This window comes from Christiangramia marina, from assembly GCF_048285865.1.
GTDB classification, from domain to species: domain Bacteria; phylum Bacteroidota; class Bacteroidia; order Flavobacteriales; family Flavobacteriaceae; genus Christiangramia; species Christiangramia marina.
Window position 1 is genome coordinate 700958 of record NZ_JBLVTK010000002.1, and the last position, 23985, is coordinate 724942.

Sequence of the window (23985 nt, forward strand, 5' to 3'; positions counted from 1 at the left end):
CTAGAAAAATTCTTTATACTGAAGAACCCTGAAATCAAGAGTATTGAATTCAGGGTTTTTCTTTTTCATTTCTTTATAAAGTTCAGAACTGCCAATTGAAATATTTGCAGCGCCAGACGGTGCTACGAGCGATACAGTTTTAATTGATCGCCCATTCAGAATAAATTGATGAACTCTGGGTGATTTATTTGATACGATCTTCAGCTTAATCTCTGCCGACTGTTCTTTAAGATATTTTCTAAAGAAATATTCTGGTCCGTTTTTAGAATTACCTCCGGTGAAAAGTAGCGTATCAATTTGTGGATACTTCCGAAGAATTTCAAGCATATCGCGGAGTTCCACTTTTTGCATTCCCAAATCACTTGCATCGATCTTTTCGCGCCGGCTACTTTCCACAATATCGCAGATCCCGATGTTTCTACTTTTCAAAAAATCCTGTCGTTGTTGTATCGCTTCTGAAGTATTCTCATATTTCAGGTTCAGCTGAAATATACGATCTAAAACTGGCCACAATAAACCATCCCTGCTTCCGTAGCAAAAATCGACATCATCTGGCTTCAATTCCCTACGGGTAAATCGAGGAGGCGGCAGCGTACCAACAATTAGTTTTGTGGCGTTTTCAGGGATGAATGGCGGAAATGGATGGGTATGATGAAAAAGCTCCAGAATATTATCTTATAAAGGTTGGCTGATCTTCTTTCTCCGTATGTTCTTCACTAAATCGATAATCATCGTAATCAAATCCTTTAATATCTTCCAGAGTCTCACAATTCTTGTCGATGATATATCTTACCATAGAACCCCTGGCCTTCTTCGCATAAAAACTAATGATTTTAAGCTTCCCGTTTTTGTAATCTTTGAAGACTGGTGAAATAACCGGAACTTTCAATTGTTTCGTATCTACTGCCTTGAAATATTCATTACTGGCAAGATTTAGAAACAACTCATCTTCTTTCAACTCATCATTGAGAGAATTGGTGATCTTTTCTTTCCAGACTTCATAAAGATTATCATTTCTTTCGATTCCAATAGAAGTACCCATTTCCAGCCTGTACGGCTGCATTAGATCCAATGGTCTTAGAATGCCATACATTCCGGAAAGTATTCTTAAGGTGTCCTGTAGTTTATCAAGTTTATCTGTAGGAATTGTATAAGCATCCAAACCGGTATATACATCCCCATCGAACGCATACATCGCCGGTCTTGAATTCTTCTTCGTGTGATCTTCTTCGAATTCCTGGTACCTCGTATAATTCAGGTCAGCCAGTTTATCGCTGATACTCATTAATTCTGAAAGATCTGACTTGGTCTGGCGAGACAACTTTCTATTGAGTTTAGCGGTAGTTTCCAGAAATTGTGGCTGTGTACCTCGATTGCTGGGTAGTTTTGAATCGTAATCCAGACTTTTAGCTGGGGAAACAACAATTTTCATTTTCCTGTTTTTCCCAAATATAAGCCGAATCACTAAAATTTCTGAAACCTAATAAAATTAGTTATCGATAGATCAATAGACAGCTTTTATCTTAAAGATTCTCAAGCTGACTTTTTGCATAAGATCTCCATTTATCCACGCAATTTTGAATATCCTCAGGTATTTCAGTATTAAAGCTCATCCATTTTCCTGTTTTTGGATGTGTAAAGCCTAAAGTTTTTGCATGCAGGGCCTGCCTAGGAAGTATTTTGAAACAATTATCTACAAATTGTTTGTACTTGGTAAATGTAGTACCCTTAAGGATCCTATCTCCTCCGTAGCGCTCATCATTAAAAAGCGTATGTCCAATATATTTCATATGAACTCGTATCTGGTGAGTTCTACCAGTTTCCAGTTTACACGACACCAGGGTTACATATCCAAGTCTTTCAATCACTTTAAAATGCGTCACCGCTGGTTTCCCTTCATCTGCAAGGTCTCCTTCGTAAACTAAGTTCTGTAATCTGTTCTTTGGGTTTCTTCCAATATTTCCCTCTATAGTTCCCTCATCTTCCTCTACGTTCCCCCAGACGATCGCTACATATTCTCTTTCGCTGGTCTTATCAAAAAATTGCTTTGATAGATGCGCCATCGCTTCTTCGGTCTTCGCGATCACCAGTAGTCCGCTTGTGTCCTTATCGATTCTGTGAACCAATCCTGGTCGATCACTACTATTATTCGGCAAATTATCAAAGTGATGTACTAGTGCGTTGATAAGAGTCCCACTATAGTTTCCATGACCGGGATGTACGACCATTCCTGGAGGCTTATTAACTACCAGCAGTGTATCATCCTCATATTCAATATCAAGGGGTATATCTTCAGGCACCAGCAAGAATTCATAGGGAGGATGCTCGAACATCACCTGCACGGTGTCTCCAGCTTTTACCTTAAAATTTTGCTTTACAGTTTCACCATTTACATAGATGTTTCCGCTCTTAGCCGACTTCTGAATTTTATTACGGGTAGCATTCTCGATGAAATTCATCAGGAATTTATCTACTCTTAGTGGCTTTTGACCGGAATCTGCTACGAACTTATGATGTTCATAAAGACTTTCATTCTGGTCATTATCTTCAATTTCGTCGTTCTGGTCTATATTAGAATTCATCTACTTCGCTTTCAGTTTCCTGTTGAACATCCAGACTATCGTCTTCAAGTTCTCTATATCTTCCACTACCATCGCCCAGTACAAGGTCTAATACAGAAGTTTTCATTAATTTCTCACCAGCTTCCACCAGCTTACCTTTATGTCTTATTTCCAGCACAGCATCTTCAGCAATGTCTGGCTTGTAACTAACATCGCCAATCTCAAAACCTAAAGATCTCAAGGTTGGTTCTACCTGTCTGCGGGTTTTTCTAATCAAATTCTCCGGAATTTCAACTTTTCGATATCCGGAAGGATTCAGTGTTAAGTAGATCTTACGGTCTTCCTTTACAAATTTACCCGGTGCTGGTGCCTGTTCTATAACTGAATACCTCGGGAAATCTGGATTGAAATTCGCAGAGTCAAGTATTTCGAAATCAAGATTAAGTTCATCCAGGCGATCCTCAACAATATCAAGATTCATCTTGGCCAGGTCTGGAACTTCGATTCGCTGATCCTGATTAGTGGAGTAATCCAGCCATTGCATAGCCAGAAAAGCAAGTACAACCAATACAATGCCGGCAAGCACCAATTGAATTAAAAAGGTCTTGCTGAAAATAAATCGAAAAAATCCCATAGTTTCATGATAATGGACAAAGATATAAAACCCTTTGGTTTTGGTGACTGCCCTATTAAGTGATATTTTTGTTTAACGACTTCAAACCGGAAATATTGAATATGAAGAAAAATATCGCCATCGCAATGGGCGGTTATTCCAGTGAATACCGCATTTCGATAAACAGTGGTAATATCGTTTATAAAAATCTTGATCGTGACCTTTATGAGCCATACCGCGTTCATATCCTGCAAAGCGAATGGTTCGTGGTTACAGAAGATGACACCCCTTATCCTATAAATAAAAGCAACTTTACGGTTACCATCGATGACAAGGTTATAAGCTTTGACTGCGTTTTTAATACCATTCATGGTACACCGGGAGAAAACGGACTACTTCAGGCATATTTAGAGCTAATTGGAGTACCGCAAACCAGTTGTGATTACTATCAGTCGGCACTCACCTTCAATAAACGCGATCTTATTTCGGTTTTAAGACCTTACGGAGTCAAAACGGCCACAAACTATTTTCTGAATAAAGGGGAGGATATCGACACGAAGGCTATCGTAGATCGTGTTGGCCTTCCATGTTTCGTAAAGGCGAATCGTGCGGGTAGTAGTTTTGGGGTAACTAAAGTTAAGACCGAAGAAGAAATAGTCTCTGCGGCAAAAACTGCTTTTACTGAAGATGATGAAGCGATCATTGAATCATTTCTGGATGGAACTGAAGTCTCTGTTGGAGTGATCATGTACAAAGGCGAAATTGTGGCTTTACCTGTAACTGAAATTGTTCCTGATGGGGAGTTTTTCGATTATGAAGCCAAATACCTCGGTAAATCCCAGGAAATCACACCGGCTAGAATTTCTGAAGAAGATACTTTGAAAGTACAGGAGATCGCTAAAATGATCTACCGTAAATTGAAAATGAAAGGTTTTTCAAGATCAGAATTTATCTTTCATGACGGTGAACCACATTTTATAGAAATGAATACCAATCCGGGAATTAGCCAGGCAAGTATCCTACCACAACAAGCCGAAAAAGCAGGAATCACATTAAAAGATCTATTTGGCAGTGCCGTGGAAGCAGCATTGAATCAATAGGAATAAAATCGCGCATTATGAGAATAGCAGTTTTTCCAGGTAGTTTTGACCCGCTTACCTTAGGTCATACAGATATTATCGATAGAGCATTGCCTCTTTTTGATAAGATCATTCTGGCTATAGGCACTAATTCCAGTAAAAAGTATATGTTCAGTCTGGAAGAAAGATTGCATTTTCTAAAAGAAACTTATAAAGACGAATCAAAAATTCTGGTAGAAACTTACAGCGGACTTACCGTTGATTATTGTAAATCCAAAGATTCAGAATTTATTTTGAGAGGTTTACGAAATGGCCAGGATCTTGAATTTGAGAAGGCTATTGGACAAACTAATTACAAAATGTCTGGTATCGAAACTATTTTTCTAATATCCAGTTCCGGTCTTGCTCATATTTCTTCCACCGTGGTAAGAGATGTGATGCGTCACGGTGGAAGTTATGAATTTATGGTTCCCAAAGTCGTAAAAACCCAGTCTAATTAGAGGCTTAATTTCAAATTTAGACCCGCGTAATAATTTCTTGGCATTCCCGGGTAATAATAACGTGGGGCAGAATCTCCAAAACCTACTGCGTTAGTTACGATACTTGAAGCATAAAGCTCATCTGTGATATTATTAATTCCAAAACTCGCACCTGCCTGCAAATAACTGGCTAATTTCGTATTGTAATTCATTCTGAAATTCAGCAATTCGTATGCTTTAGTGTAACCAGAATTAGAATCATCCAAAGCCATCTCTCCAAACATCTGGTAATTAATATTTGCTGAAAAGTCCATATAATCGAACCCAATTGTTGGAGTCAACATATATTCCGGAACACCCGGTAATTCATTTCCAGAATAATTTTCTCCCAGATCCACGAATTTATCAAACGTATAATCGGTTAGATTCGCATTCAGCATTAAGTTCAACGAGAGATCATTCGAAATTGGTTGCTGGTAAATTGAAGTAAATTCCAGACCATAATGATCAGACTTTCCTGCATTGACTCCAACATAGCGATCCTGATCAATTCTTCTGGCTACCAGAAGGTCCCGAATTTGTATGGAATAAGCGTTCACTTCAGTATATAATCTGTTTTCAAGCCAGTTTCCTTTAAAGCCTATTTCGTAGTTCCAGCCAGTTTCTGTTTGAAGATCTGTGTTAATATTTCCTTCCGGAGTTAAGGTTTGCGGGACCGTAGGAGTTGAAAATCCATGACTTGCCGATGCATAAAAATGCTTCCCGGCAAAAGCTTCGTAACTTAATCCCAGTCTCGGAGAAAGTACTGCATCAAAACTATAATCCCCGGACTGATCTGCTGAATCCTGATTAAAATTATCCTGCAAATCGTAGGAAGTAGTATTGAAGTTCACTCCAAGATCGGCAGTTAATTTCGAGGTTAATTCCATCTGAACCTGTCCGAAGAAATTGATATAATTTCGATCCTGTTCATTATTGCTTAGACTGTTTCCCTGAACACTGCCCTGATCCTCAAAATCCTGATATAAATTCTGGTAGGTTTGAACTTCGTAGAACTCCAGCATCCCCTCAGCTCCAAAACTGATTTTCGCAGGCATACTGGCGATAGAAGTTTCGTGATTAAAATTGGTTCGCAGACCAATAGAATTCCTGTTTTCATGAAGAATATCAAATGGTCGTGGTTCATATCCATCACGGGAATTCAGAAAAACCGTGGTTTGATTCCTCCAGCTTTCAGAAAAATTATGGGTATAGGCTAGCCCGAGGATATTTTTATCATAAGATTCGTAACCTTCAGCACTTCCCCATGTAAAAGCAGCTTTTGTGGGTGAGTTCAGGAAATCATTTTGATTCAGAGAACTGGGAATAAAGGCTTTTAGATTGGTATAATTATAGAAAAGGTCCCAGCGGTTTCCTTTTCTATTAAGCAACCCAGCTGTTACCACGAATGAATTTCGATCGTAAGCACCGTTATCACGATATCCATCACTATCCAATTTATTATAATCAATTGCAATATCAAGACTATCCTCGACATAGTTTACATTCACACCCGTTTTCATGGTCTTAAAACTTCCGTAGCTAAAACTCGTTTCTACAGAGCGCTGATCCTGCCTGTTTCGCTGAGTATACAGATTGATAGCACCTCCTAATCCTGCTCCAAATATGGAAGAAACCGGACCTTTATAAATCTCGATCCGGTCAAGGTACGAATTGTCAAAATCATCCAGCGTTAGCTCGCCTTCCGCAGTTGTGAGCGGGATTCCATTGATATAAGCCTTAATGCGGTTCGTACTGTATTGAGCACGAGCACCAATTCCTCTAATATCGATCTTATTGGTATTCAGCGCACCCTGGCTAACAAAAACACCGGGCACATAATTGAGATTTTGCACCAGGTTGAAATCATCCACTCTTTTGAGATCTTCTGCTGAAAGCACGCTCACCGCAGCTGATTCCTTCAATAATTTCTGCTGAATATTGGAACTACGTAAAACAACTTCAGACAAAACATCAATATCTCGCTGTAGTTCAATAATTTTCCCTTCTTCTGAAGCATCAAAAATTTCAGTAGAGGTCTTATATCCTATAAATGAAAATTTCAGCTTCAACGGAAAACTGATTCCGTCAAAACTGAAATATCCATTGGCATCTGTTACCTGAATTTTTCCTGATCTTACGGCAGTCACCGTTACATCATTCAGAAATTCTCCTGATTCGGAGTCCTTCACTTTCGCGCTAAAATTCTGAGAATTTACTATAGCAGAGGTGAATAGCAAGAAAGTAAGGACTAAATATAGTTTCTTCAAATTTTCTAATTATTCTGCGGAGACTCTCCAAATTGTATTTCCATCGTCATCATTCACAAGCAGCGATCCATCAGGAAGCGTTGTTACACCAACGGGTCTACCATAAACCTGGCTTGAATCATCGCTGGCAATAAAACCAGTTAGGAAATCCTCCGGTTCCTGCGGTATTCCGTTCTCATCGAATGGAATAAATACCACTTTATATCCTGCAAAATTCGATCTGTTCCATGATCCATGCTGACCTACAAAGGCTCCATTTTGATACTTCTCTGGAAATGCTTCCTGAGTATAAAAGGTCAATCCAAGTGATGCAGTATGAGCACCCACTGGCACATCTGGAATAATAGCCTTTTCTACAAGCTCATTATGTGGATCATTTGCCCATCTTGGATCTTTGATATCACCATAATAAGAATATGGCCATCCATACCAACCACCATCTTTCACACTTGTCACATAATCTGGCACCAGGTTATCACCAATTTTATCTCTTTCATTTACCGCTGCCCAAAGTTCACCAGTAATTGGATTCCAATCCACACCAACTGGATTTCTTAAACCAGAAGCATAAATTCTTTCACCACTTCCATCAGGATTGATCTCGATTATATTGGCTCTACGTTCTTCTTTCTCCATCCCGTGTTCACCAACATTACTGGAACTACCTACAGTGATGTATATTTTCTTATTATCAGGACCGGCGATCATATTTCTAGTCCAGTGGTGATTATAACCTCCTGCAGGAAGCGCGTAAACATCTTCCCCTTTTTGGTCAATAGCATTCTGTCCTTCCTTATATGGAAAACGAACCACGCCGTCTACATTGGCTACGTAAAACCAATCTCCCATCACCAGCATTCCATACGGTTGATTCAGATTTTTAAGAAAGCTGTATTTTTCATCGGGAACTCCATCCTGATCTTTATCACGAAACATCGTAATCTTATTCGCACTTTTCTTGGCATCATCAGACTCTACCACGAAAATATCATTATTTGGCGCGACATAAGTTCGTCTTGGATGTTCAAGGCCTTCAGCAAATTTTGTTACCTTAAAACCAGCCGGTGCCTTAGGCATCTCTCCTTCCGGCCATTCAACTAGCTTGCTTTCCTTACTTACAGATTCAGTTGAAAACGGTGCTGGTAGTTTTAGTTCACCAATGGTTGTTTTAACGATATCTGGTTCAGCTTTAGCTAATTCATTCTTTTTCTCCTCATTTAGATTCTCGATAGCCTGACCGGTCATATTTACCGAAAACAGGACGGTTCCAGCCAAACACAGATTTCTTATATTCTTTCTCATCTTTCAATTTTCAACAAAAATAACCTGTTTTAAATGGCTGCAGGAAACTGGCGAAGGGATTAGTTTTAATTTAACATCGACCAGGAAGCTTCTAGAAATGCTCTCATTTTTAGCAAGAGTGTCAGTTTTTGAGTAAGTTTACGCTTCCATTTTTAGAAATATTTATGAAAAAATTGTGGTTGATATTGGGGCTGGCAATCGGCTTTAGTTCTTGCGACTTTTCGAAATACAAACTGGTTAAGGATTACGATTTCGAAACGCGTTTCGAAAAATCTGGTGGTAAGGAAACTGGCACCTACGAGGAAGTTATTAGCTATTATGAAAAACTTGCTGAAGCATATCCTTCCGTAGACCTTATTGAATTTGGAAGCACAGACAGCGGATATCCTTTGCACCTGGCCATTTACAATGCCGATGGAGAATTTGACCTGGACAAAATACGTAAGTCGCATAGTTTTATCCTCATCAACAATGGGATTCATCCTGGAGAAAGTGACGGAATCGATGCGACCATGATGCTCTTTCGAGATATGGCTGGAGATTCCATTAACTCACCAAAGAATACGATCGTTGCCACAATTCCAATTTACAATGTTGGGGGCGCACTAAATCGTAACTCCGGCACAAGAACCAATCAAAATGGCCCAAAGGAATACGGTTTCCGCGGAAATGCCCGTAATTATGATCTTAACCGGGATTTTATCAAAGCCGATACCAAAAATGCTCAAACCTTCTACGAGATTTTTCACTACGTAGACCCGGAAGTATTTATCGATAATCACGTAAGTAATGGCGCAGATTACCAGTATACACTTACACACCTTTTTACTCAGCATGACAAACTTGGAGGGAATCTTGGTAAATATTTAAATGAAACCATGATGCCCGCTCTGGAGGATTCCTTAAAGAACAAGAATTGGGATATCACGCCTTATGTAAATGTCTTCAATGATGTTCCAGAAGCAGGTTTTTCCCAGTTTATGGATTCACCAAGATACAGCACAGGTTACACCACTTTGTGGAATACCCTTGGAATGATGGTTGAGACACATATGCTTAAAAGATATGACAGGCGGGTATATGGAACCTACGAATTGATGCAGTCCATGATCAGGATCACAGACAAGGAATCATCCAGGATCAAGGATTTACGCAACCAGGCGAAAAGACAGTATTTAACAGACAGGCATTATAACCTGAAATTTGAAGTTGACGAGGAAAACCCGAGCAAGAGAGATTTTAAAGGCTATGAAGCTGAAAAAATAGCCAGCGAAGTGACAGGTGGTGAACGCCTGAAGTACGACGATAATAAAAAATTTACTAAAGAAATAGAGTATTACGATAATTTCAAGGTTACTGAAGAAGTAGAGATCCCACGAGCTTATGTAATTCCCCAGGGTTGGTGGCAAGTTGTGGATCGATTGAAAATGAATAATATTAAGATGGAACCGCTCGATCGTGATACACTGATTCAGGTTGAAGTCTATAAGATTGAGGATTACGATACTTCAAAAAACCCATATGAAGGTCATTACCCGCATCAGAATACAATAGTGAGTAAATCCACGGAGGAAGTTCGTTTTAGAAAAGGTGACTTCCTGGTGACTACATTTCAGGATGGAGCGCGATATCTTCTGGAAACTCTGGAACCAACTGCGACAGATTCTTTCTTCAACTGGAACTTCTTCGACACCGTTCTTCAGCAGAAAGAAGGATTTTCTCCTTATGTTTTCGAAGATAAAGCGAAAGAATTGCTTGACAACGATGCTGATCTTCAGAGGGAATTCGATCAAAAGAAAAGGGAAGACGCAGATTTCAGAAATAACTGGTACGCGCAACTGGATTGGTTGCATAAGCAATCTTCAAACTACGAAGAAGCACATTTACGCTATCCTATCTTTAGATTGCCCCGCTAAATAACGTTCAGGAAAAAGCATCAAGATATTTGCGTAGGATTTTGTGAGTGCCTTCTGGGTCTTCTCATAATTCTTCCATTTAGCTTTTTTAATCCCTTCTTTAGCTTCCGGAACTAATTCACCTTCATATTCAGTATACATTTCGTACCAGTAAGTTTCCTTCAGGCGAAGTTTGCCATTCCTTTTGAAAATATGAAAAGTTCTGGTGATAAAACGTTTGATCTCGAGTCCCTGAACACCGGTCTCCTCCTCTACCTCACGAATAGCGGAATCCTCTATACTTTCATCCTTTTCTGTTTTCCCCTTTGGAAGGTCCCAACGATGATTGCGATAGATAAATAGGATTTCTTCCTTTGAGTTGATCACCATACCACCGGCAGCAGTAACTACCTTCATTTTCTTCAGAAGTAGATCCAGCAATTTGGTTTCATCCTTATTATAAAGATTTACGTGGGTGAGTCTGCCATCCAGGATCTTCCGGACTATTTTTTTAAGACGAACTGTTTTTAATCGATAGTTCTTATAGTTTCCTCCAAAATCCTTTCTCGTAGAAATTATTATGGGGATATCATTCACAAAAACTTTATACATTTGTATCTATGATTTTGAATAAGGAAACAGCAAAAAAGACCGCTGAGCTTTTAATGCAAATTAAAGCAATAAAATTAGAACCGCAAGAGCCTTTTACATGGGCCAGCGGCTGGAAGTCGCCAATCTACTGCGATAATAGAATTATTCTTTCCTACCCTAGCATAAGAAACTATGTTAGAGAGCATTTCGCCAAGCAAATTGAATTGAAATATGGCAAAGCAGATGTTATTGCTGGAGTTGCGACCGGTGCCATAGGGATTGGAATGCTGGTAGCAGAATATCTAAGTCTTCCATTTGTCTATGTAAGGCCTGAACCAAAAAGCCATGGCAGAAAAAACCAGATCGAAGGAAACCTGGATCAGGGACAAAGCGTTGTCGTTATCGAAGACCTTATAAGCACTGGTAAAAGCAGCCTTAATGCGGTTAACGCACTAAAAGAAGCTGGTGCCAATGTTAAGGGGATGTTCGCTATTTTCACCTATGGTTTTGATGCTTCCGAGGAAAATTTTAAAGCAGCAAAAATAGATCTACACACTTTGAGCGATTACGATCATTTGATAGACACTGCTCAGAACACCAATTATATAAACACTGAAGAAGCCGATATTCTTAGAACCTGGAGAAAAGATCCGGCAAACTGGAAACCATAATATGAAATTAGAAAGTCAAAAAGTACAAGCGAATAAAAGTCAGCAGGAAATGTTCGATTTCCTGACTAACGTTGAGAATTACGAGGAAATCATGCCTAAGAGCAAGGAAAAGTTTGTAGTTACTGCTGAAGATACCTTTATTTTTCAATTGAAAGGTATGCCAGAAATTAAACTGAAGATCACAGAAACAAAGGAACCGGAATTAGTTGTTCTTGGATCTACTTCAGATAAGTTTCCATTTAGCTTAAATACCCATATTACTTCTGCTGGGGAAAACAGCAGTGAAGTGCATATGGATTTTGTAGGAAAATTTAATGCGATGATGGGAATGATGATCAAAGGCCCGCTGCAGAAGTTCATCAATTCTCTTACGGAGAATATTGGTAAGCTCTAAACTTTACAAAAGCCGGATTCAAATCCGGCTTTTTTAATACAGCAATTTAATCTCCTTAAGATCATAAGTTTGCAATAAATCTTCTTCCTGCTCTACTTTCAATTTTCCTTCGGAAGTAATCCCTCTTATAATGCCGTTAAATCTGGATTCATTAGCTTCAAACGTGGAAATGATATCCTTTCGGAATAAGTTCTGCTGATACTCATACATAAGCTCTTCTGTACTCATTTTATTTAATGCCTTCAATTGAAGATCAAGAGTTTCGCAAAGCTCGTGAAGCAGTTCATCAACATTCCAGTGCATACCGGTGACGTTCTTTAGAGAAGTTGCCTGGGGCAGATTATTAAAGTTGGTCTGATTCACATTAACTCCAATCCCGATGATGCTTGCTACAATACCTTCGGTCTTGACAATATTTTCGATCAGAATTCCACCCAATTTTTTTCTTTGTGACATAATGTCGTTAGGCCACTTAACCTTAAGATATGGTATATTTTTAGATCTAAGAACCTCTAAAATAGCCAGGGATATACAGATATTGAGAGTGAAATATCTCGATATATTGAGCTCCCGTTGTGGGTAAAGTATACTAAAAGTGAGATTATGACCGGGTTGCACATCCCAGTTCGCACCTCTCTGCCCCCTGCCGTTTGTTTGATGAGCTGCACTCACGCACACAGGTTCAAAATGACCTTTATTGTCATAGAACTTACGCACGAAAGTGTTGGTAGAGTCAATGGCATCAACTTTGATTATACGCATGATAGTTATAAGAGATATAGGCGTTAAATCTTCTGTAAGAATCTCTTCGAAAAGAGCAAAAAATGATAAATTTGCATAAATAAATCAAATTAATGTCAGAAAAGGAAAAAAACAGCGATCAACTTATTGCACATATTATTAAAGGGATTGAGGAAGTAAAGGGTAATGACATTGATATCCTTGATCTTAGAGAAATTGAAAACACAGTTTGCGACTACTTTATAATCTGTAACGGTACTTCAAACACACAGGTTAACGCCATAGTCAATTCCATACAAAAAACGGTTAGTAAAGAATTAAAGGATAAACCCTGGCACATCGAAGGTAGCGAGAATGCCGAATGGGTGCTAATGGACTACGTCAACGTTGTTGTACATGTTTTCCAGAAGCATATCCGGGAATTTTACGATATTGAAAGCCTTTGGGGAGACGCGAAAATCACTTCTATCCAAACAAGTTATTAAATTTAATTTTTAGCAAGACATAATGGCGAATCAAAAAGCGAAGAAAAAACTCGATCCCAGAAAACCTAAATTCAGTGCTTACTGGATTTATGCTGCGATCATTATAATATTTCTTGGTCTCAATTTGTTCGGGAACGGCGGCTTCTCTGAACCTGCAAAAACAAACCCAGCAGAATTTAAAGAATATCTTAAAAACGGTGATGTAGAGAGAGTTGAGATCATCAACCGTAATCAAGCGCATGTGTTTCTTACTCAGGAAGCAAAAGAGAAAGAAATACACAAGAAAAACATCGATCCAGACCTGTTTTCGAGCGGAGATTCTCCGGTTTATTCCTTTCAGTTTGGTGATCTTCAGAATTTTGAAGACGACATCGATGAGATCAAAAACGAGAACAATTTAACGACGGTAGTTACTTACGATACGAGCAGCGATATTCTGGGCGATCTTTTCCTTACTCTCCTTCCATTCATCTTGATTATTGGTGTATGGATATTTATCATGAGAAAGATGAGCGCCGGAGGTGGTGGCGGAGCTGGTGGACAGATCTTCAACATAGGAAAGTCCAAAGCAAAATTATTCGATCAGAACACAGACGTTAAAACTTCTTTCAAAGATGTTGCAGGTCTTGAAGGTGCGAAGGAAGAAGTACAGGAAATTGTAGATTTTCTTAAGCAACCAGAGAAATATACAGCATTAGGAGGTAAAATTCCAAAGGGAGCTTTACTAGTAGGACCTCCTGGAACAGGAAAGACCTTATTAGCTAAAGCCGTTGCCGGTGAAGCGAAAGTTCCTTTCTTCTCTTTATCTGGTTCAGATTTCGTAGAAATGTTCGTGGGTGTTGGTGCTTCCAGGGTACGTGACCTATTCAAACAGGCTAAAGAAAAGTCTCCTTCTATTATTTTTATAGATGAGATCGATGCTATAGGTAGAGCAAGAGGTAAAAGCAATTTCTCCGGTTCTAATGACGAAAGAGAAAACACCTTGAACCAGCTTTTAACTGAAATGGATGGTTTTGGAACGAATACAAATGTTATCGTCATCGCTGCAACCAACCGTGCAGATGTTCTTGATAAAGCATTAATGCGTGCAGGGAGATTTGACAGACAGATCTATGTAGACCTTCCAGATTTAAACGAAAGAAAAGAAATATTCGAAGTTCATTTAGCTCCTTTAAAAAGAGTTGCAGATGAACTTGATACTGAATTTCTAGCTAAGCAGACCCCTGGATTCTCTGGAGCAGATATTGCGAATGTTTGTAACGAAGCGGCCTTAATCGCTGCTCGTAAAGGAAACAAAGCAGTAGGTAAACAGGATTTTCTGGATGCTGTTGATAGAATCGTAGGTGGTTTAGAGAAAAAGAATAAAATCATCACTCCTAGTGAGAAGAAAGCTATTGCATTCCACGAAGCTGGTCACGCAACAGTGAGCTGGATGTTAGAACATGCTGCCCCGCTGGTTAAAGTTACTATCGTCCCCCGTGGACAATCTCTTGGAGCTGCATGGTATTTACCGGAAGAACGTTTAATCGTTCGTCCAGAGCAAATGCTGGATGAAATGTGTGCTGCTCTTGGTGGTCGTGCCGCAGAGAAAGTTATTTTCAACAAAATTTCTACCGGAGCACTCAGTGATCTTGAAAAAGTTACAAAACAAGCGAGAGCAATGGTAACCATTTACGGTTTGAATGATGCTGTTGGAAATCTTACCTATTACGATAGTTCAGGACAGGGTGAATACAACTTTACAAAGCCATATAGTGAGAAAACTTCCGAATTAATTGATAAGGAAATTTCAAATCTTATTGAAGAACAATATAAACGTGCAATTGATCTTTTGGAACTTCACAAGGATAAGCTTTCTCAACTGGCCGATATTCTTCTTGACAAGGAAGTGATCTTTAAGGATGATCTTGAAAAGATCTTCGGAAAAAGACCTTACGAAAGAGAAGAGCCAATTGGAAAACCGGTTAAGGAAACCAACACACTTCCAGAGGGGAACGATGTTTCAAACGAAACTATTAGCTCCAATGATTCAGCTTCAAAACCGAATGATCAACTCGATCCCGATTCGGTTAATAAGTAGTGTAGAACTATAGCTAAAAAATCTGAAATTAAACAAGGGTTAATTTCAGATTTTTTAACTTTGATAAAATGTCTAAGAATCAGAACCCAATCCCATGAATCTATTCAAAAGGTTTCTTAATCCCAAGGCGAGAGCAGAGCAGGATCAGGACACACCTGAGAAAGCAGACCGCGGGAAATATATGCCAGAGGTAAAATTACCTACTGATGAGCGTTTTATGCTCAATTTTAAAAATAACGGGGGGAAATTCTTATACTGCATTGATGAAACTGAAGTACAGGAAGCTTTCGATAATATTCTCCTTGAAAACGATTGGTACGAAACAGAATGCTGTTGCTTTGATGATAACCTTAAGGAAAAGTTCAAAGGTTTCAACCTCGAATTCAATCATTCGGCAAAAGCAGAATTCTATCTTTCAACTTGTGAATTTCTTGTTGCCAACGATGGTTCGATTCTAATATCATCCAACCAGATCAAGGAAAGAAAACTTCACGACCTTCCTGCTAATTTCATCATCCTTTCGAGTACAAGTCAGCTAATTGACACTATAGGAGAAGGACTAAGAGGTATTAAATTTAAAAACAAGCAGCAAATCCCTTCAAACATTACTACTATAAAGAATTTTGAAACTCAAAAAGAAGGTGATTTCATGAGTTACGGAAGTAGTACGAAGAACTTATACTTGCTACTGCTGGAAGATCTGTAATTTATGAAGGAAACCATTATACGTACTGTATCAGGACTATTGTATACAGCCATTTTGGTTGCTTCGATACTCTCTTCAGAATTAATATTTATAATTCTTTTTTACCTATTGAGCCTGGTTTGCCTGGTTGAGATGCAAAAACTACTCCGACTCAAAAGCTACGCTTTGTTCATTTTACAGGCGGTACTGTTCTATCTATTTAGTTTTCTTAAGTTTAACCAGGATGCCACCGTAATGTTACTGTTCATTACGATTTTTGTGAACCTATTTCTGGTCAAGGATCTTATCATCGTTAAAAAAATTCCTGTTTTCGAAAAGAAGAAATATATCATCATTATCTTTTACCTTATTTCCTCTACGATCTTCCTCACTCTCATTCCTACGATAGAAGGTGTATTTATTCCGAAGCTGGTTATAGGAATATTCTTTTTGATATGGACCAACGATACTTTCGCATATCTTGTAGGTAAAAACTTCGGAAAACATAAGCTTTATGAAAAAATCAGTCCGAATAAAACGGTTGAAGGATTCCTAGGTGGACTCGTATTTAGCTGCCTTATGAGTTACGCGATATGGTACTATAGCCCGTTGTTTCCCACAACTCTCTCTGATTTCAGCAAGTTTAACACACCGCTCATATGGTTAGGAATGGCTATCATACTGAGCATTTTCGGTACATTAGGAGATTTAATCCAGTCAAAATTTAAGAGACAGGCTGGCGTAAAAGATAGCGGAAAATTGATGCCTGGTCACGGTGGATTGTTTGACAGGCTGGATAGTATTATATTTGCAAGCCCATTCGTCTATGCATATTTATATATATTGAATTATGTTTCATAAAGAAGGATACAAAATAATGATATTGACTGCGCTGATCCTAATTGCGATCAACGTGGTAACTTATAGCTTAATTGACCTTTACTGGTTGAAATTTGCCATCCTTGTAGCCTCAGTACTTTTCTTTTTATTGATCGTTCAGTTCTTCAGAAATCCCAAGAGACCTACAATTCATAACAACGAACATGTAGTTTCTCCTGTTGATGGGAAAGTTGTAGTAATTGAAGAGGTTTTTGAAAAGGAATACTTTAAAGATAAAAGATTACAGGTTTCAATTTTCATGTCGCCATTGAACGTGCATGTTACCCGTCACCCGGTGGGAGGAAAAGTGAAATTCAGCAAGTATCATCCTGGTAAATTTCTTGTCGCGTGGCATCCTAAATCCAGCGAAGAAAATGAAAGGACTACTGTCGTTGTAGAAAATGAGGTTGCTGGAGAAGTTCTATATAGACAAATTGCGGGAGCACTTGCTAAACGTATTGTAAATTATGCTGAAGAGGGAACTGAAGTAGTTCAGGGAAGTGATAGTGGCTTTATCAAATTTGGTAGCCGCGTAGATGTATTCTTACCTATTGGGACCAAGGTTAGGGTTGGAATTAATGACAAAGTAAAAGGCGGCGTGAGCGTAATTGCTGATGTTGTATCATAACCACACCATGGCAGAAGAAAATATGAAATTTCTTAAAGCCTATGAAATGGCCAGTAAGACTGAGGAACAGTTTCCTCCAGATGTTATGCTACATTTCTACGCACTTTACAAGCGTGCAACGGAAAGGAATGGTTTCTATATTCCACCAGGCAATCAGGGCGATCTAAGAAGCGCTTTTAAGATCAATGCTTTGGTACAGGTAAGAAAACTTAGCAAGAAGGAAGCAGAAGATAGATATATAGAACTGGTTGAAGAATATATAGGTAAGATCAACTAGTATAAAACAAAAAAAGAGGATCACATGATCCTCTTTTTTATTGCTTAATTTGTTTAAATCTAGCTCAAGTTTTTGAGACTGGCTTTCAACGCTTCGATTTTAGCTTCTGCATCTGCTTTTTTAGCCTTTTCTATAGCTACCACTTTTTCTGGCGCATTGTCTACAAATCTTTTGTTGGATAATTTCTTATCTACAGATTTCAGAAAACCTTCAGTATAACATAATTCCTCCTGGATCTTGGCCTTTTCAGCATCTACATCGATCGCGCCAACAATAGGTATATAGTATTCGTTGCTTCGTACTCTAAAGGACAAAGCACCTACAGCAGCTTCAGTTACGTAATTATAACTGGAGATATTACCCATTTTTGAAATAACAGAATCAAAGCTATTGCTGATATTCTCATTATTCATTGCCATTAATTCTATCTGATTTTTAAAGGCAATATTCTTGTCCTTTCTAATCTTTCTTACTCCTGCAATCACTTCAGAGGCATGCGCGAACTCCTTGATGATAGTTTCATCAAATGAAGTTTGTTCCGGCCATTTTGCAATGATCAATGCTTCTTCTGAAGATCTTTCAGTAATAGTTTGCCAGATCTCTTCAGAAACGAATGGCATAAATGGATGGAGTATTTTTAAGTTGTCCTCAAGTATTTCGATGATCTGGTTGTAAGTAACTGCATCTATTGGATCCCCGTAACCAGGTTTCACCATTTCAAGGAACCAGCTACAGTAATCATCCCATATTAACTTGTAAGTGGACATAAGCGCATCACTTATCCTGTATTTAGAATAATGGTCTTCGATCTCTCTAAGACTAAGCTGAAATTTTGCTTTATACCACTCGATCGCTTTCTTCGCAGTTTCTGGTTGCTCTATTTCTTCTGAAATCTCCCAGCCTTTTACGAGTCTGAAAGCATTCCATATTTTATTTGTAAAGGCACTACCCTGCTTACACAGATCTTCATCGAACATAAGGTCATTCCCGGCGGGAGAACTCAATAGCATTCCAACACGAACACCATCTGCCCCGTATTGCTCGATCAAACCAAGTGGATCTGGTGAATTACCTAAAGATTTAGACATCTTGCGACGCTGCTTATCCCTAACTATTCCGGTAAGATATACATTTTTAAAAGGTTTCTCTCCACGGTATTCATAACCTGCCATGATCATACGAGCTACCCAGAAGAATAAAATCTCAGGCGCTGTTACCAGGTCATTGGTAGGATAGTAATATTGAATCTCGTTGTTTTCCGGCTCCAGGATTCCGTTAAAGACACTCATAGGCCATAACCATGATGAGAACCATGTGTCCAAGGCATCTTTGTCCTGAGTAAGATCTTCAGCTTGTAGTGATTCATTCTGAGTAACTTTCCTGGCTTTCTCCAGTGCCAGTTCAGCAGTTTCAGCTACTACAAAATCCTCTTTTCCATTTCCGTAGAAAAAAGCAGGAATTTGCTGTCCCCACCACAACTGACGGGAAATATTCCAGTCCCGAACATTTTCCATCCAGTGCTTGTAAGTGTTCAAAAACTTTTCTGGCACCAAATTTATATCGTCTCCTACTACAGCTTTGATAGCAGGTTCTGCCATCTCTTTCATTTTCAGAAACCATTGATCGCTAAGTTTCGGTTCGATCACGGCACCTGTCCTTTCACTGGTTCCCACTTTATTAACGTGATCTTCCACTTTTGAAAGGTTACCAGAAAGCTCCAGCTCCTCTACAATCTCTGCACGAACAACGAAACGATCCTTTCCCTCATAATGTAAACCATAATTGTTCAGGGTGGCATCATCGTTCAGGATATCAATAACATCCAGATTATGCTTCTCACCCAGGTTCTTATCGTTCTCATCATGCGCAGGAGTAACTTTCAAACATCCTGTTCCAAATTCCATGTCCACATATTCATCCTCGATAATAGGAATAGTTCGATTGCAAATTGGTACGATCGCTTTCTTGCCACGAAGATGTGCAAAACGCTCGTCGTTAGGATTAATACAAATTGCGGTATCTCCAAGGATGGTTTCCGGCCTTGTCGTAGCAATGGTAAGATAATCATCGCTACCTTCTACTTTATATTTCAGATAGAAAAGCTTTCCATTACGCTCTTCATAATTCACTTCTTCGTCTGAAAGTGTTGTTTTTGCCTGAGGATCCCAGTTCACCATACGGTAACCACGGTAAATAAGACCTTTGTCATATAGATCTACAAAAACTTTGATCACTGAAGCAGACATGTTATCGTCCATTGTAAACTTAGTCCGCTGCCAGTCACAGGAAGCTCCAAGATGTTTCAATTGCTGTAGAATAATTCCACCATGCTTATGAGTCCAATCCCAGGCATGTTGTAGAAATTCATCACGGCTTAGGTCATTCTTATCAATACCTTCCTCCTTCAATTTGGCTACAACTTTAGCCTCTGTAGCGATGGAAGCATGATCTGTACCCGGCACCCAGCAAGCATTATAGCCCTTCAATCTCGCTCTACGAACCAGCACGTCCTGAATGGTATTGTTCAGCATGTGTCCCATATGAAGAACTCCCGTAACATTAGGTGGCGGGATCACTATCGTATAAGGTTCGCGTTCGTCTACTTCAGAGTGAAAGTAGTTATTCTTCATCCAGTAGTCATACCACTTATCCTCTACTTTTTTCGCATTGTATTGTGAAGCAATTGCCATTTCTTGGTCTGGTTTTTGAAATAATGGCAAAAGTAATTATTAATGAAGGATTATGAAAGCTGCTGAAATGATTAAAATTTTGAGAGTTAAGGCATTTCAGCTTATATTTACTAATCCGATTAAATAACTGAATTATGAGAAAATTGATTGCAATCGTAGTTTTCGTACTGGCAGGATTTGCTACTACCCAGGCGCAAAACTCGGCCAAATTCGAGTTCGAGTCTGAGACGATCGACTATGGTATTATAAAAAAAGGTAGCGATGGAGTACGTGTCTTCAAATTTAAGAATGTAGGAGACGAACCTTTGATCGTGGAAGATGTGAAATCCAGCTGTGGCTGTACGATTCCTAAGAAACCTGAAAAGGCGATCATGCCTGGCGAAATGGGTGAGATAGAAGTAAAGTATGACACTAAAAGAGTTGGACATATCAGGAAAACTGTTACGGTTTATTCGAATGCTGAAGAACCGATAAAAGCATTGAAAATAAAGGGTCAGATAACAGATGACACAGAAAGTTAAGCATAACTTCTTAAATTAAATACCTAGGCCTCCTTTACAGGAGGCTTTTTTATGCTGAAATTTAACTGCTTAAGCAGAATAATTCAGGATTGTTTATTCTTGATTCAGGCTTTATTTTTGCAATTTTGTAAACCTATAAAAGAACTATCATGCCGAAGATTTCAAATAAAGGGCAGCAAATGCCCGAATCACCTATAAGAAAATTAGTCCCTTATGCTGAAGCAGCCGCTGCAAAGGGTAAAATTATTTACCAGCTAAATATTGGCCAGCCTGATATCAAAACTCCTGAGGTAGCGCTTAATGCCGTGAAAAATCATGACATTGAAGTACTGTCTTACAGTCATTCTGCTGGATTTGAGAGTTATCGTGAAAAGCTCGCTTCCTATTACAAAAACACCTCTCTTCCTATTGAAAAGCAGGATATCATTATTACCACCGGAGGATCTGAAGCGCTTCTATTTACAATGGGAAGCATCACAGATCAGGGTGATGAAGTGATCATTCCAGAACCATTTTATGCGAACTATAATGGTTTCGCAACGGCTTCAGGAGTAACTATAAAACCAATTCAGTCCAAAATTGAAGATGGTTTTGCATTACCTCCTATTTCAGAATTTGAGAAACTGATTACTGAGAAAACTAAAGCTATACTTATATGTAATCCTGGCAATCCAACAGGATATCTATATACAAAAGAAGAAATTCAACAACTTGCCGATCTTGCACTAAAACACGACCTTTTTATTGTTTCAGACGAGGTTTATCGTGAATTCGCTTATGATGGTGTAAAACATCATTCAATTATGAGCATTCCTGAGCTGGCGAACCATGCGATCATGGTAGATTCAGTTTCAAAGAGATATAGCATGTGTGGAGCACGAATTGGTTGCTTGGTGTCTAAGAACACTGAAGTGATCACTACCGCCATGAAATTTGCTCAGGCAAGACTAAGCCCACCTACTTTCGCCCAAATTGCAAGTGAAGCTGCACTGGATACACCACAGAGCTATTTTGACGAGGTGATCGAGCAATATACTTTTAGAAGAGATCTACTTGTAAAAGGATTGGAAAAAATTGACGGTGTTAAGGTTGCAAACCCAAAAGGCGCTTTCTATTGTATCGCCGAGCTTCCTATCGATAATGCAGATGATTTTGCAAAATGGTTACTGGAAGATTTTGAAGATGACAATGAAACCATCATGGTTGCACCGGCAGCAGGATTCTACTCTACTCCTAATACCGGACTTAACCAGGTTAGAATCGCGTATGTATTGAAAAAAGAAAATCTTGAGCGTGCGCTGGTAATTCTTGAGAAAGCGTTAAAGCAGTATAACAATAAGGCTTAATGCGGGTTATTCGTAACTTTTCACTGAAGAATTACAATAGTTTCGGCATCGATGTTCGGGCAGATAAATTTGTATCGGTTTCAAGCATTGACGATCTGAGACGTCTTCTAAAAAAAAGTTATTCTTCCGAATTATTTATTCTTGGGGGAGGAAGCAACATGCTCCTTACTGAGGATGTTCATAAAACGGTAGTTCATATTGCGCTAAAGGGTATAGAGGTCGTATCAGAAAATGAAAATGAAGTAATTCTGGAAGTTGCTGCCGGAGAAAACTGGCATGAATTAGTACTTCATACTATAGAAAAAGGGTTCGGAGGATTAGAGAATCTATCTCTTATTCCTGGCAATGTAGGCACCTCTCCGATCCAGAATATTGGCGCATATGGAGTTGAACTTAAAGACAGCTTTGTAAGTTGTCATGCGATAAATATTCAAACACTTGAAGAGAAAGAGTTTACTCGTAAAGACTGCAATTTTGGATATCGAAATTCAGTTTTCAAGAATGAGTTGAAAGGTCTTTATATTATTACCTCTGTTCGTTTCAGGCTAACTAAAAAAGATCATCAGTTAAATCTGGATTATGGAGCAATTCGTAATGAACTGGAGAAATCGGGAATAAAAAACCCTGGAATCAAGGATATTTCGAATGCAGTTATCACTATTAGACGATCAAAATTACCCGATCCCAAGGAAATCGGAAATAGTGGTAGTTTCTTTAAAAATCCTGTGATCACCAGGAATCAATTTGAAGAATTACAGCGGGATCATCCTGATATACCTTCTTATCATGTATCTGATGATGAAACAAAGATTCCTGCTGGCTGGCTCATTGATCAATCGGGTCTGAAAGGTTACCGTAATGGAGATGCCGGTGTTCATAAAAACCAGGCATTGGTTCTGGTTAATTATGGTGAAGCTACTGGCGAAGAGATTTTAATGCTCGCTAAAATGATTCAGGATAAGGTTTCTCAGAAGTTTGGAGTTCCCCTTGAAGCTGAAGTCAATATTATTGAATAAAAAAGGAGCGCAAATGCGCTCCTTTTTTCTTTATAATTCGTTGTCGAATTAAGCTTTCTTCATCACTACTGCATCGATAATGTGAACAACTCCGTTAGAAGCATCAACATCAGCCTGTACTACAGTCGCTTTATTTCCATTCTCATCAGTAAGGATTACATTCTCACCTTCTAAAGATGCTGTAAGCTCTCCTCCACCAACGGTAGAAACTGCATAAGTTCCGTCATTATCCTGAATCATTTTAACAAGATCTGCAGCCATAACTTCTCCTTCAACTACATGGTATTTCAAAACACCAGCTAGTTTATCTTTATTCTCTTCCATCATCAGGCTTTCTAGTGTTGCCTGATCTACTTTAGAGAATGCAGCGTTATTAGGTGCGAATACAGTAAAAGGACCTTCTTCTGTCTTCATCATTTCTGCTAAATCAGCAGCTTGTAGAGCAGATACTAGTGTACTTAAAGTATCGGTAGCCATAGCTTTTGATGCGATGCTGTTGGATTGCATTTCCTGCATTTCCTTTTCAGCTTGCATTTCAGCCTCTCTTTCTTCAGCTTCCATTTGCTCCATTTTCTCTTTTTCTTCCTGCTCTTTTTTATTACCATCTTCACAAGAAGTGAAAACGACTGCTGAAAGTGCAAGAGTTGTAAATAACATTTTAAATTTCATATTGTAGTTTTTTTCGTGGTTAACGCTGCAAGATATCTCTGAATTAACTGATAGCGCTACTTATTCGATTAAAG

Annotated in this window: 24 protein-coding genes; 14 read left to right on the forward strand and 10 right to left on the reverse strand. The window is 38.9% G+C overall.

The window, feature by feature from the left end; genetic code table 11:
* The 4 genes from ACNKXS_RS09710 to ACNKXS_RS09725 form a co-directional block, all read right to left on the reverse strand.
* Window positions 1-666 (reverse strand): uracil-DNA glycosylase family protein, encoded by a 666-nt coding sequence (locus ACNKXS_RS09710; protein WP_417920848.1) that lies wholly within the window; start codon window positions 664-666, stop codon window positions 1-3.
* Window positions 667-670: 4 nt separating this feature from the next.
* Entirely contained in the window at window positions 671-1432 is a 762-nt protein-coding gene (gene yaaA / locus ACNKXS_RS09715; protein ID WP_417920690.1) for a peroxide stress protein YaaA, read from the reverse strand.
* A gap of 91 nt (window positions 1433-1523) precedes the next feature.
* Window positions 1524-2582, reverse strand: a complete 1059-nt coding sequence (locus ACNKXS_RS09720; RefSeq protein WP_417920691.1) for an RluA family pseudouridine synthase — start codon at window positions 2580-2582, stop codon at window positions 1524-1526.
* Window positions 2572-3195, reverse strand: a complete 624-nt coding sequence (locus ACNKXS_RS09725; protein ID WP_295178882.1) for a PASTA domain-containing protein — start codon at window positions 3193-3195, stop codon at window positions 2572-2574. The genes ACNKXS_RS09720 and ACNKXS_RS09725 overlap by 11 nt, the downstream gene beginning before the upstream one ends.
* A 101-nt stretch (window positions 3196-3296) precedes the next feature.
* Here ACNKXS_RS09725 and ACNKXS_RS09730 point away from each other — a divergent pair, with 101 nt between their 5' ends.
* Entirely contained in the window at window positions 3297-4274 is a 978-nt protein-coding gene (locus ACNKXS_RS09730; protein ID WP_298525201.1) for a D-alanine--D-alanine ligase, read from the forward strand.
* 17 nt (window positions 4275-4291) lie between these two features.
* Window positions 4292-4753, forward strand: coding sequence for a pantetheine-phosphate adenylyltransferase (gene coaD / locus ACNKXS_RS09735; protein ID WP_417920692.1), 462 nt, complete (start codon window positions 4292-4294; stop codon window positions 4751-4753).
* On the opposite strand, the gene ACNKXS_RS09740 is transcribed toward coaD, so the two are convergent.
* Window positions 4750-7041: a TonB-dependent receptor domain-containing protein gene (locus ACNKXS_RS09740; RefSeq protein WP_417920693.1), complete on the reverse strand. Its 2292-nt coding sequence runs from the start codon at window positions 7039-7041 to the stop codon at window positions 4750-4752. The two genes, coaD and ACNKXS_RS09740, sit on opposite strands and share 4 nt — an antisense overlap.
* Before the next feature lie 9 nt (window positions 7042-7050).
* Window positions 7051-8343 (reverse strand): PQQ-dependent sugar dehydrogenase, encoded by a 1293-nt coding sequence (locus ACNKXS_RS09745; RefSeq protein ID WP_417920694.1) that lies wholly within the window; start codon window positions 8341-8343, stop codon window positions 7051-7053.
* 164 nt (window positions 8344-8507) lie between these two features.
* On the opposite strand from ACNKXS_RS09745, the gene ACNKXS_RS09750 reads away from it, so the two are divergent.
* Window positions 8508-10259 carry a M14 family metallopeptidase gene (locus ACNKXS_RS09750; protein ID WP_417920695.1) on the forward strand — a complete coding sequence of 584 codons (1752 nt, stop codon included), beginning with the start codon at window positions 8508-8510 and terminating at the stop codon, window positions 10257-10259.
* On the opposite strand, the gene ACNKXS_RS09755 is transcribed toward ACNKXS_RS09750, so the two are convergent.
* A complete protein-coding gene (locus ACNKXS_RS09755; protein WP_295178872.1) occupies window positions 10227-10850 on the reverse strand; it encodes an NUDIX hydrolase in 624 nt (207 codons plus the stop codon). The two genes, ACNKXS_RS09750 and ACNKXS_RS09755, sit on opposite strands and share 33 nt — an antisense overlap.
* Window positions 10851-10858: 8 nt before the next feature.
* On the opposite strand from ACNKXS_RS09755, the gene pyrE reads away from it, so the two are divergent.
* Both pyrE and ACNKXS_RS09765 read left to right on the forward strand, forming a co-directional pair.
* The gene (gene pyrE / locus ACNKXS_RS09760; protein ID WP_417920696.1) at window positions 10859-11500 is read left to right on the forward strand and encodes an orotate phosphoribosyltransferase; all 642 of its coding nucleotides are present in this window, start codon (window positions 10859-10861) and stop codon (window positions 11498-11500) included.
* 1 nt (window position 11501) lies between these two features.
* Entirely contained in the window at window positions 11502-11894 is a 393-nt protein-coding gene (locus ACNKXS_RS09765) for an SRPBCC family protein (RefSeq protein ID WP_417920697.1), read from the forward strand.
* A gap of 33 nt (window positions 11895-11927) precedes the next feature.
* Here the strand turns inward: ACNKXS_RS09765 and ACNKXS_RS09770 are convergent, their stop codons facing one another.
* The gene (locus ACNKXS_RS09770; protein ID WP_417920698.1) at window positions 11928-12656 is read right to left on the reverse strand and encodes a biotin--[acetyl-CoA-carboxylase] ligase; all 729 of its coding nucleotides are present in this window, start codon (window positions 12654-12656) and stop codon (window positions 11928-11930) included.
* Window positions 12657-12748: 92 nt separating this feature from the next.
* Here ACNKXS_RS09770 and rsfS point away from each other — a divergent pair, with 92 nt between their 5' ends.
* From rsfS to ACNKXS_RS09800, 6 genes are all read left to right on the forward strand, one after another.
* Complete coding sequence (rsfS, locus tag ACNKXS_RS09775; RefSeq protein WP_141876957.1) at window positions 12749-13120, forward strand: ribosome silencing factor; 372 nt, start codon at window positions 12749-12751, stop codon at window positions 13118-13120.
* A 22-nt stretch (window positions 13121-13142) separates the two neighbouring features.
* Entirely contained in the window at window positions 13143-15200 is a 2058-nt protein-coding gene (ftsH, locus tag ACNKXS_RS09780; RefSeq protein ID WP_295178862.1) for an ATP-dependent zinc metalloprotease FtsH, read from the forward strand.
* 94 nt (window positions 15201-15294) lie between these two features.
* Window positions 15295-15906: an LUD domain-containing protein gene (locus ACNKXS_RS09785; protein WP_295178860.1), complete on the forward strand. Its 612-nt coding sequence runs from the start codon at window positions 15295-15297 to the stop codon at window positions 15904-15906.
* A gap of 3 nt (window positions 15907-15909) precedes the next feature.
* Complete coding sequence (locus tag ACNKXS_RS09790; protein WP_141876954.1) at window positions 15910-16746, forward strand: phosphatidate cytidylyltransferase; 837 nt, start codon at window positions 15910-15912, stop codon at window positions 16744-16746.
* Complete coding sequence (locus ACNKXS_RS09795; RefSeq protein WP_417920699.1) at window positions 16736-17392, forward strand: phosphatidylserine decarboxylase family protein; 657 nt, start codon at window positions 16736-16738, stop codon at window positions 17390-17392. Before ACNKXS_RS09790 ends, ACNKXS_RS09795 begins: the two co-directional genes overlap by 11 nt.
* Window positions 17393-17414: 22 nt before the next feature.
* The gene (locus tag ACNKXS_RS09800) at window positions 17415-17669 is read left to right on the forward strand and encodes an acyl-CoA-binding protein (protein ID WP_298246271.1); all 255 of its coding nucleotides are present in this window, start codon (window positions 17415-17417) and stop codon (window positions 17667-17669) included.
* A gap of 59 nt (window positions 17670-17728) precedes the next feature.
* Here ACNKXS_RS09800 and ACNKXS_RS09805 read toward each other — a convergent pair whose 3' ends face one another.
* Entirely contained in the window at window positions 17729-20359 is a 2631-nt protein-coding gene (locus ACNKXS_RS09805; RefSeq protein ID WP_417920700.1) for a valine--tRNA ligase, read from the reverse strand.
* 134 nt (window positions 20360-20493) lie between these two features.
* On the opposite strand from ACNKXS_RS09805, the gene ACNKXS_RS09810 reads away from it, so the two are divergent.
* The 3 genes from ACNKXS_RS09810 (at window position 20494) to murB (ending at window position 23242) form a co-directional block, all read left to right on the forward strand.
* Window positions 20494-20880: a DUF1573 domain-containing protein gene (locus ACNKXS_RS09810; protein ID WP_295178850.1), complete on the forward strand. Its 387-nt coding sequence runs from the start codon at window positions 20494-20496 to the stop codon at window positions 20878-20880.
* A gap of 149 nt (window positions 20881-21029) precedes the next feature.
* Complete coding sequence (locus ACNKXS_RS09815) at window positions 21030-22226, forward strand: pyridoxal phosphate-dependent aminotransferase (protein ID WP_417920701.1); 1197 nt, start codon at window positions 21030-21032, stop codon at window positions 22224-22226.
* Complete coding sequence (murB, locus tag ACNKXS_RS09820; RefSeq protein ID WP_417920702.1) at window positions 22226-23242, forward strand: UDP-N-acetylmuramate dehydrogenase; 1017 nt, start codon at window positions 22226-22228, stop codon at window positions 23240-23242. Before ACNKXS_RS09815 ends, murB begins: the two co-directional genes overlap by 1 nt.
* Window positions 23243-23290: 48 nt before the next feature.
* Here murB and ACNKXS_RS09825 read toward each other — a convergent pair whose 3' ends face one another.
* Window positions 23291-23911 (reverse strand): fasciclin domain-containing protein, encoded by a 621-nt coding sequence (locus tag ACNKXS_RS09825; RefSeq protein WP_417920703.1) that lies wholly within the window; start codon window positions 23909-23911, stop codon window positions 23291-23293.
* Between the last annotated feature and the right edge of the window lie 74 nt (window positions 23912-23985).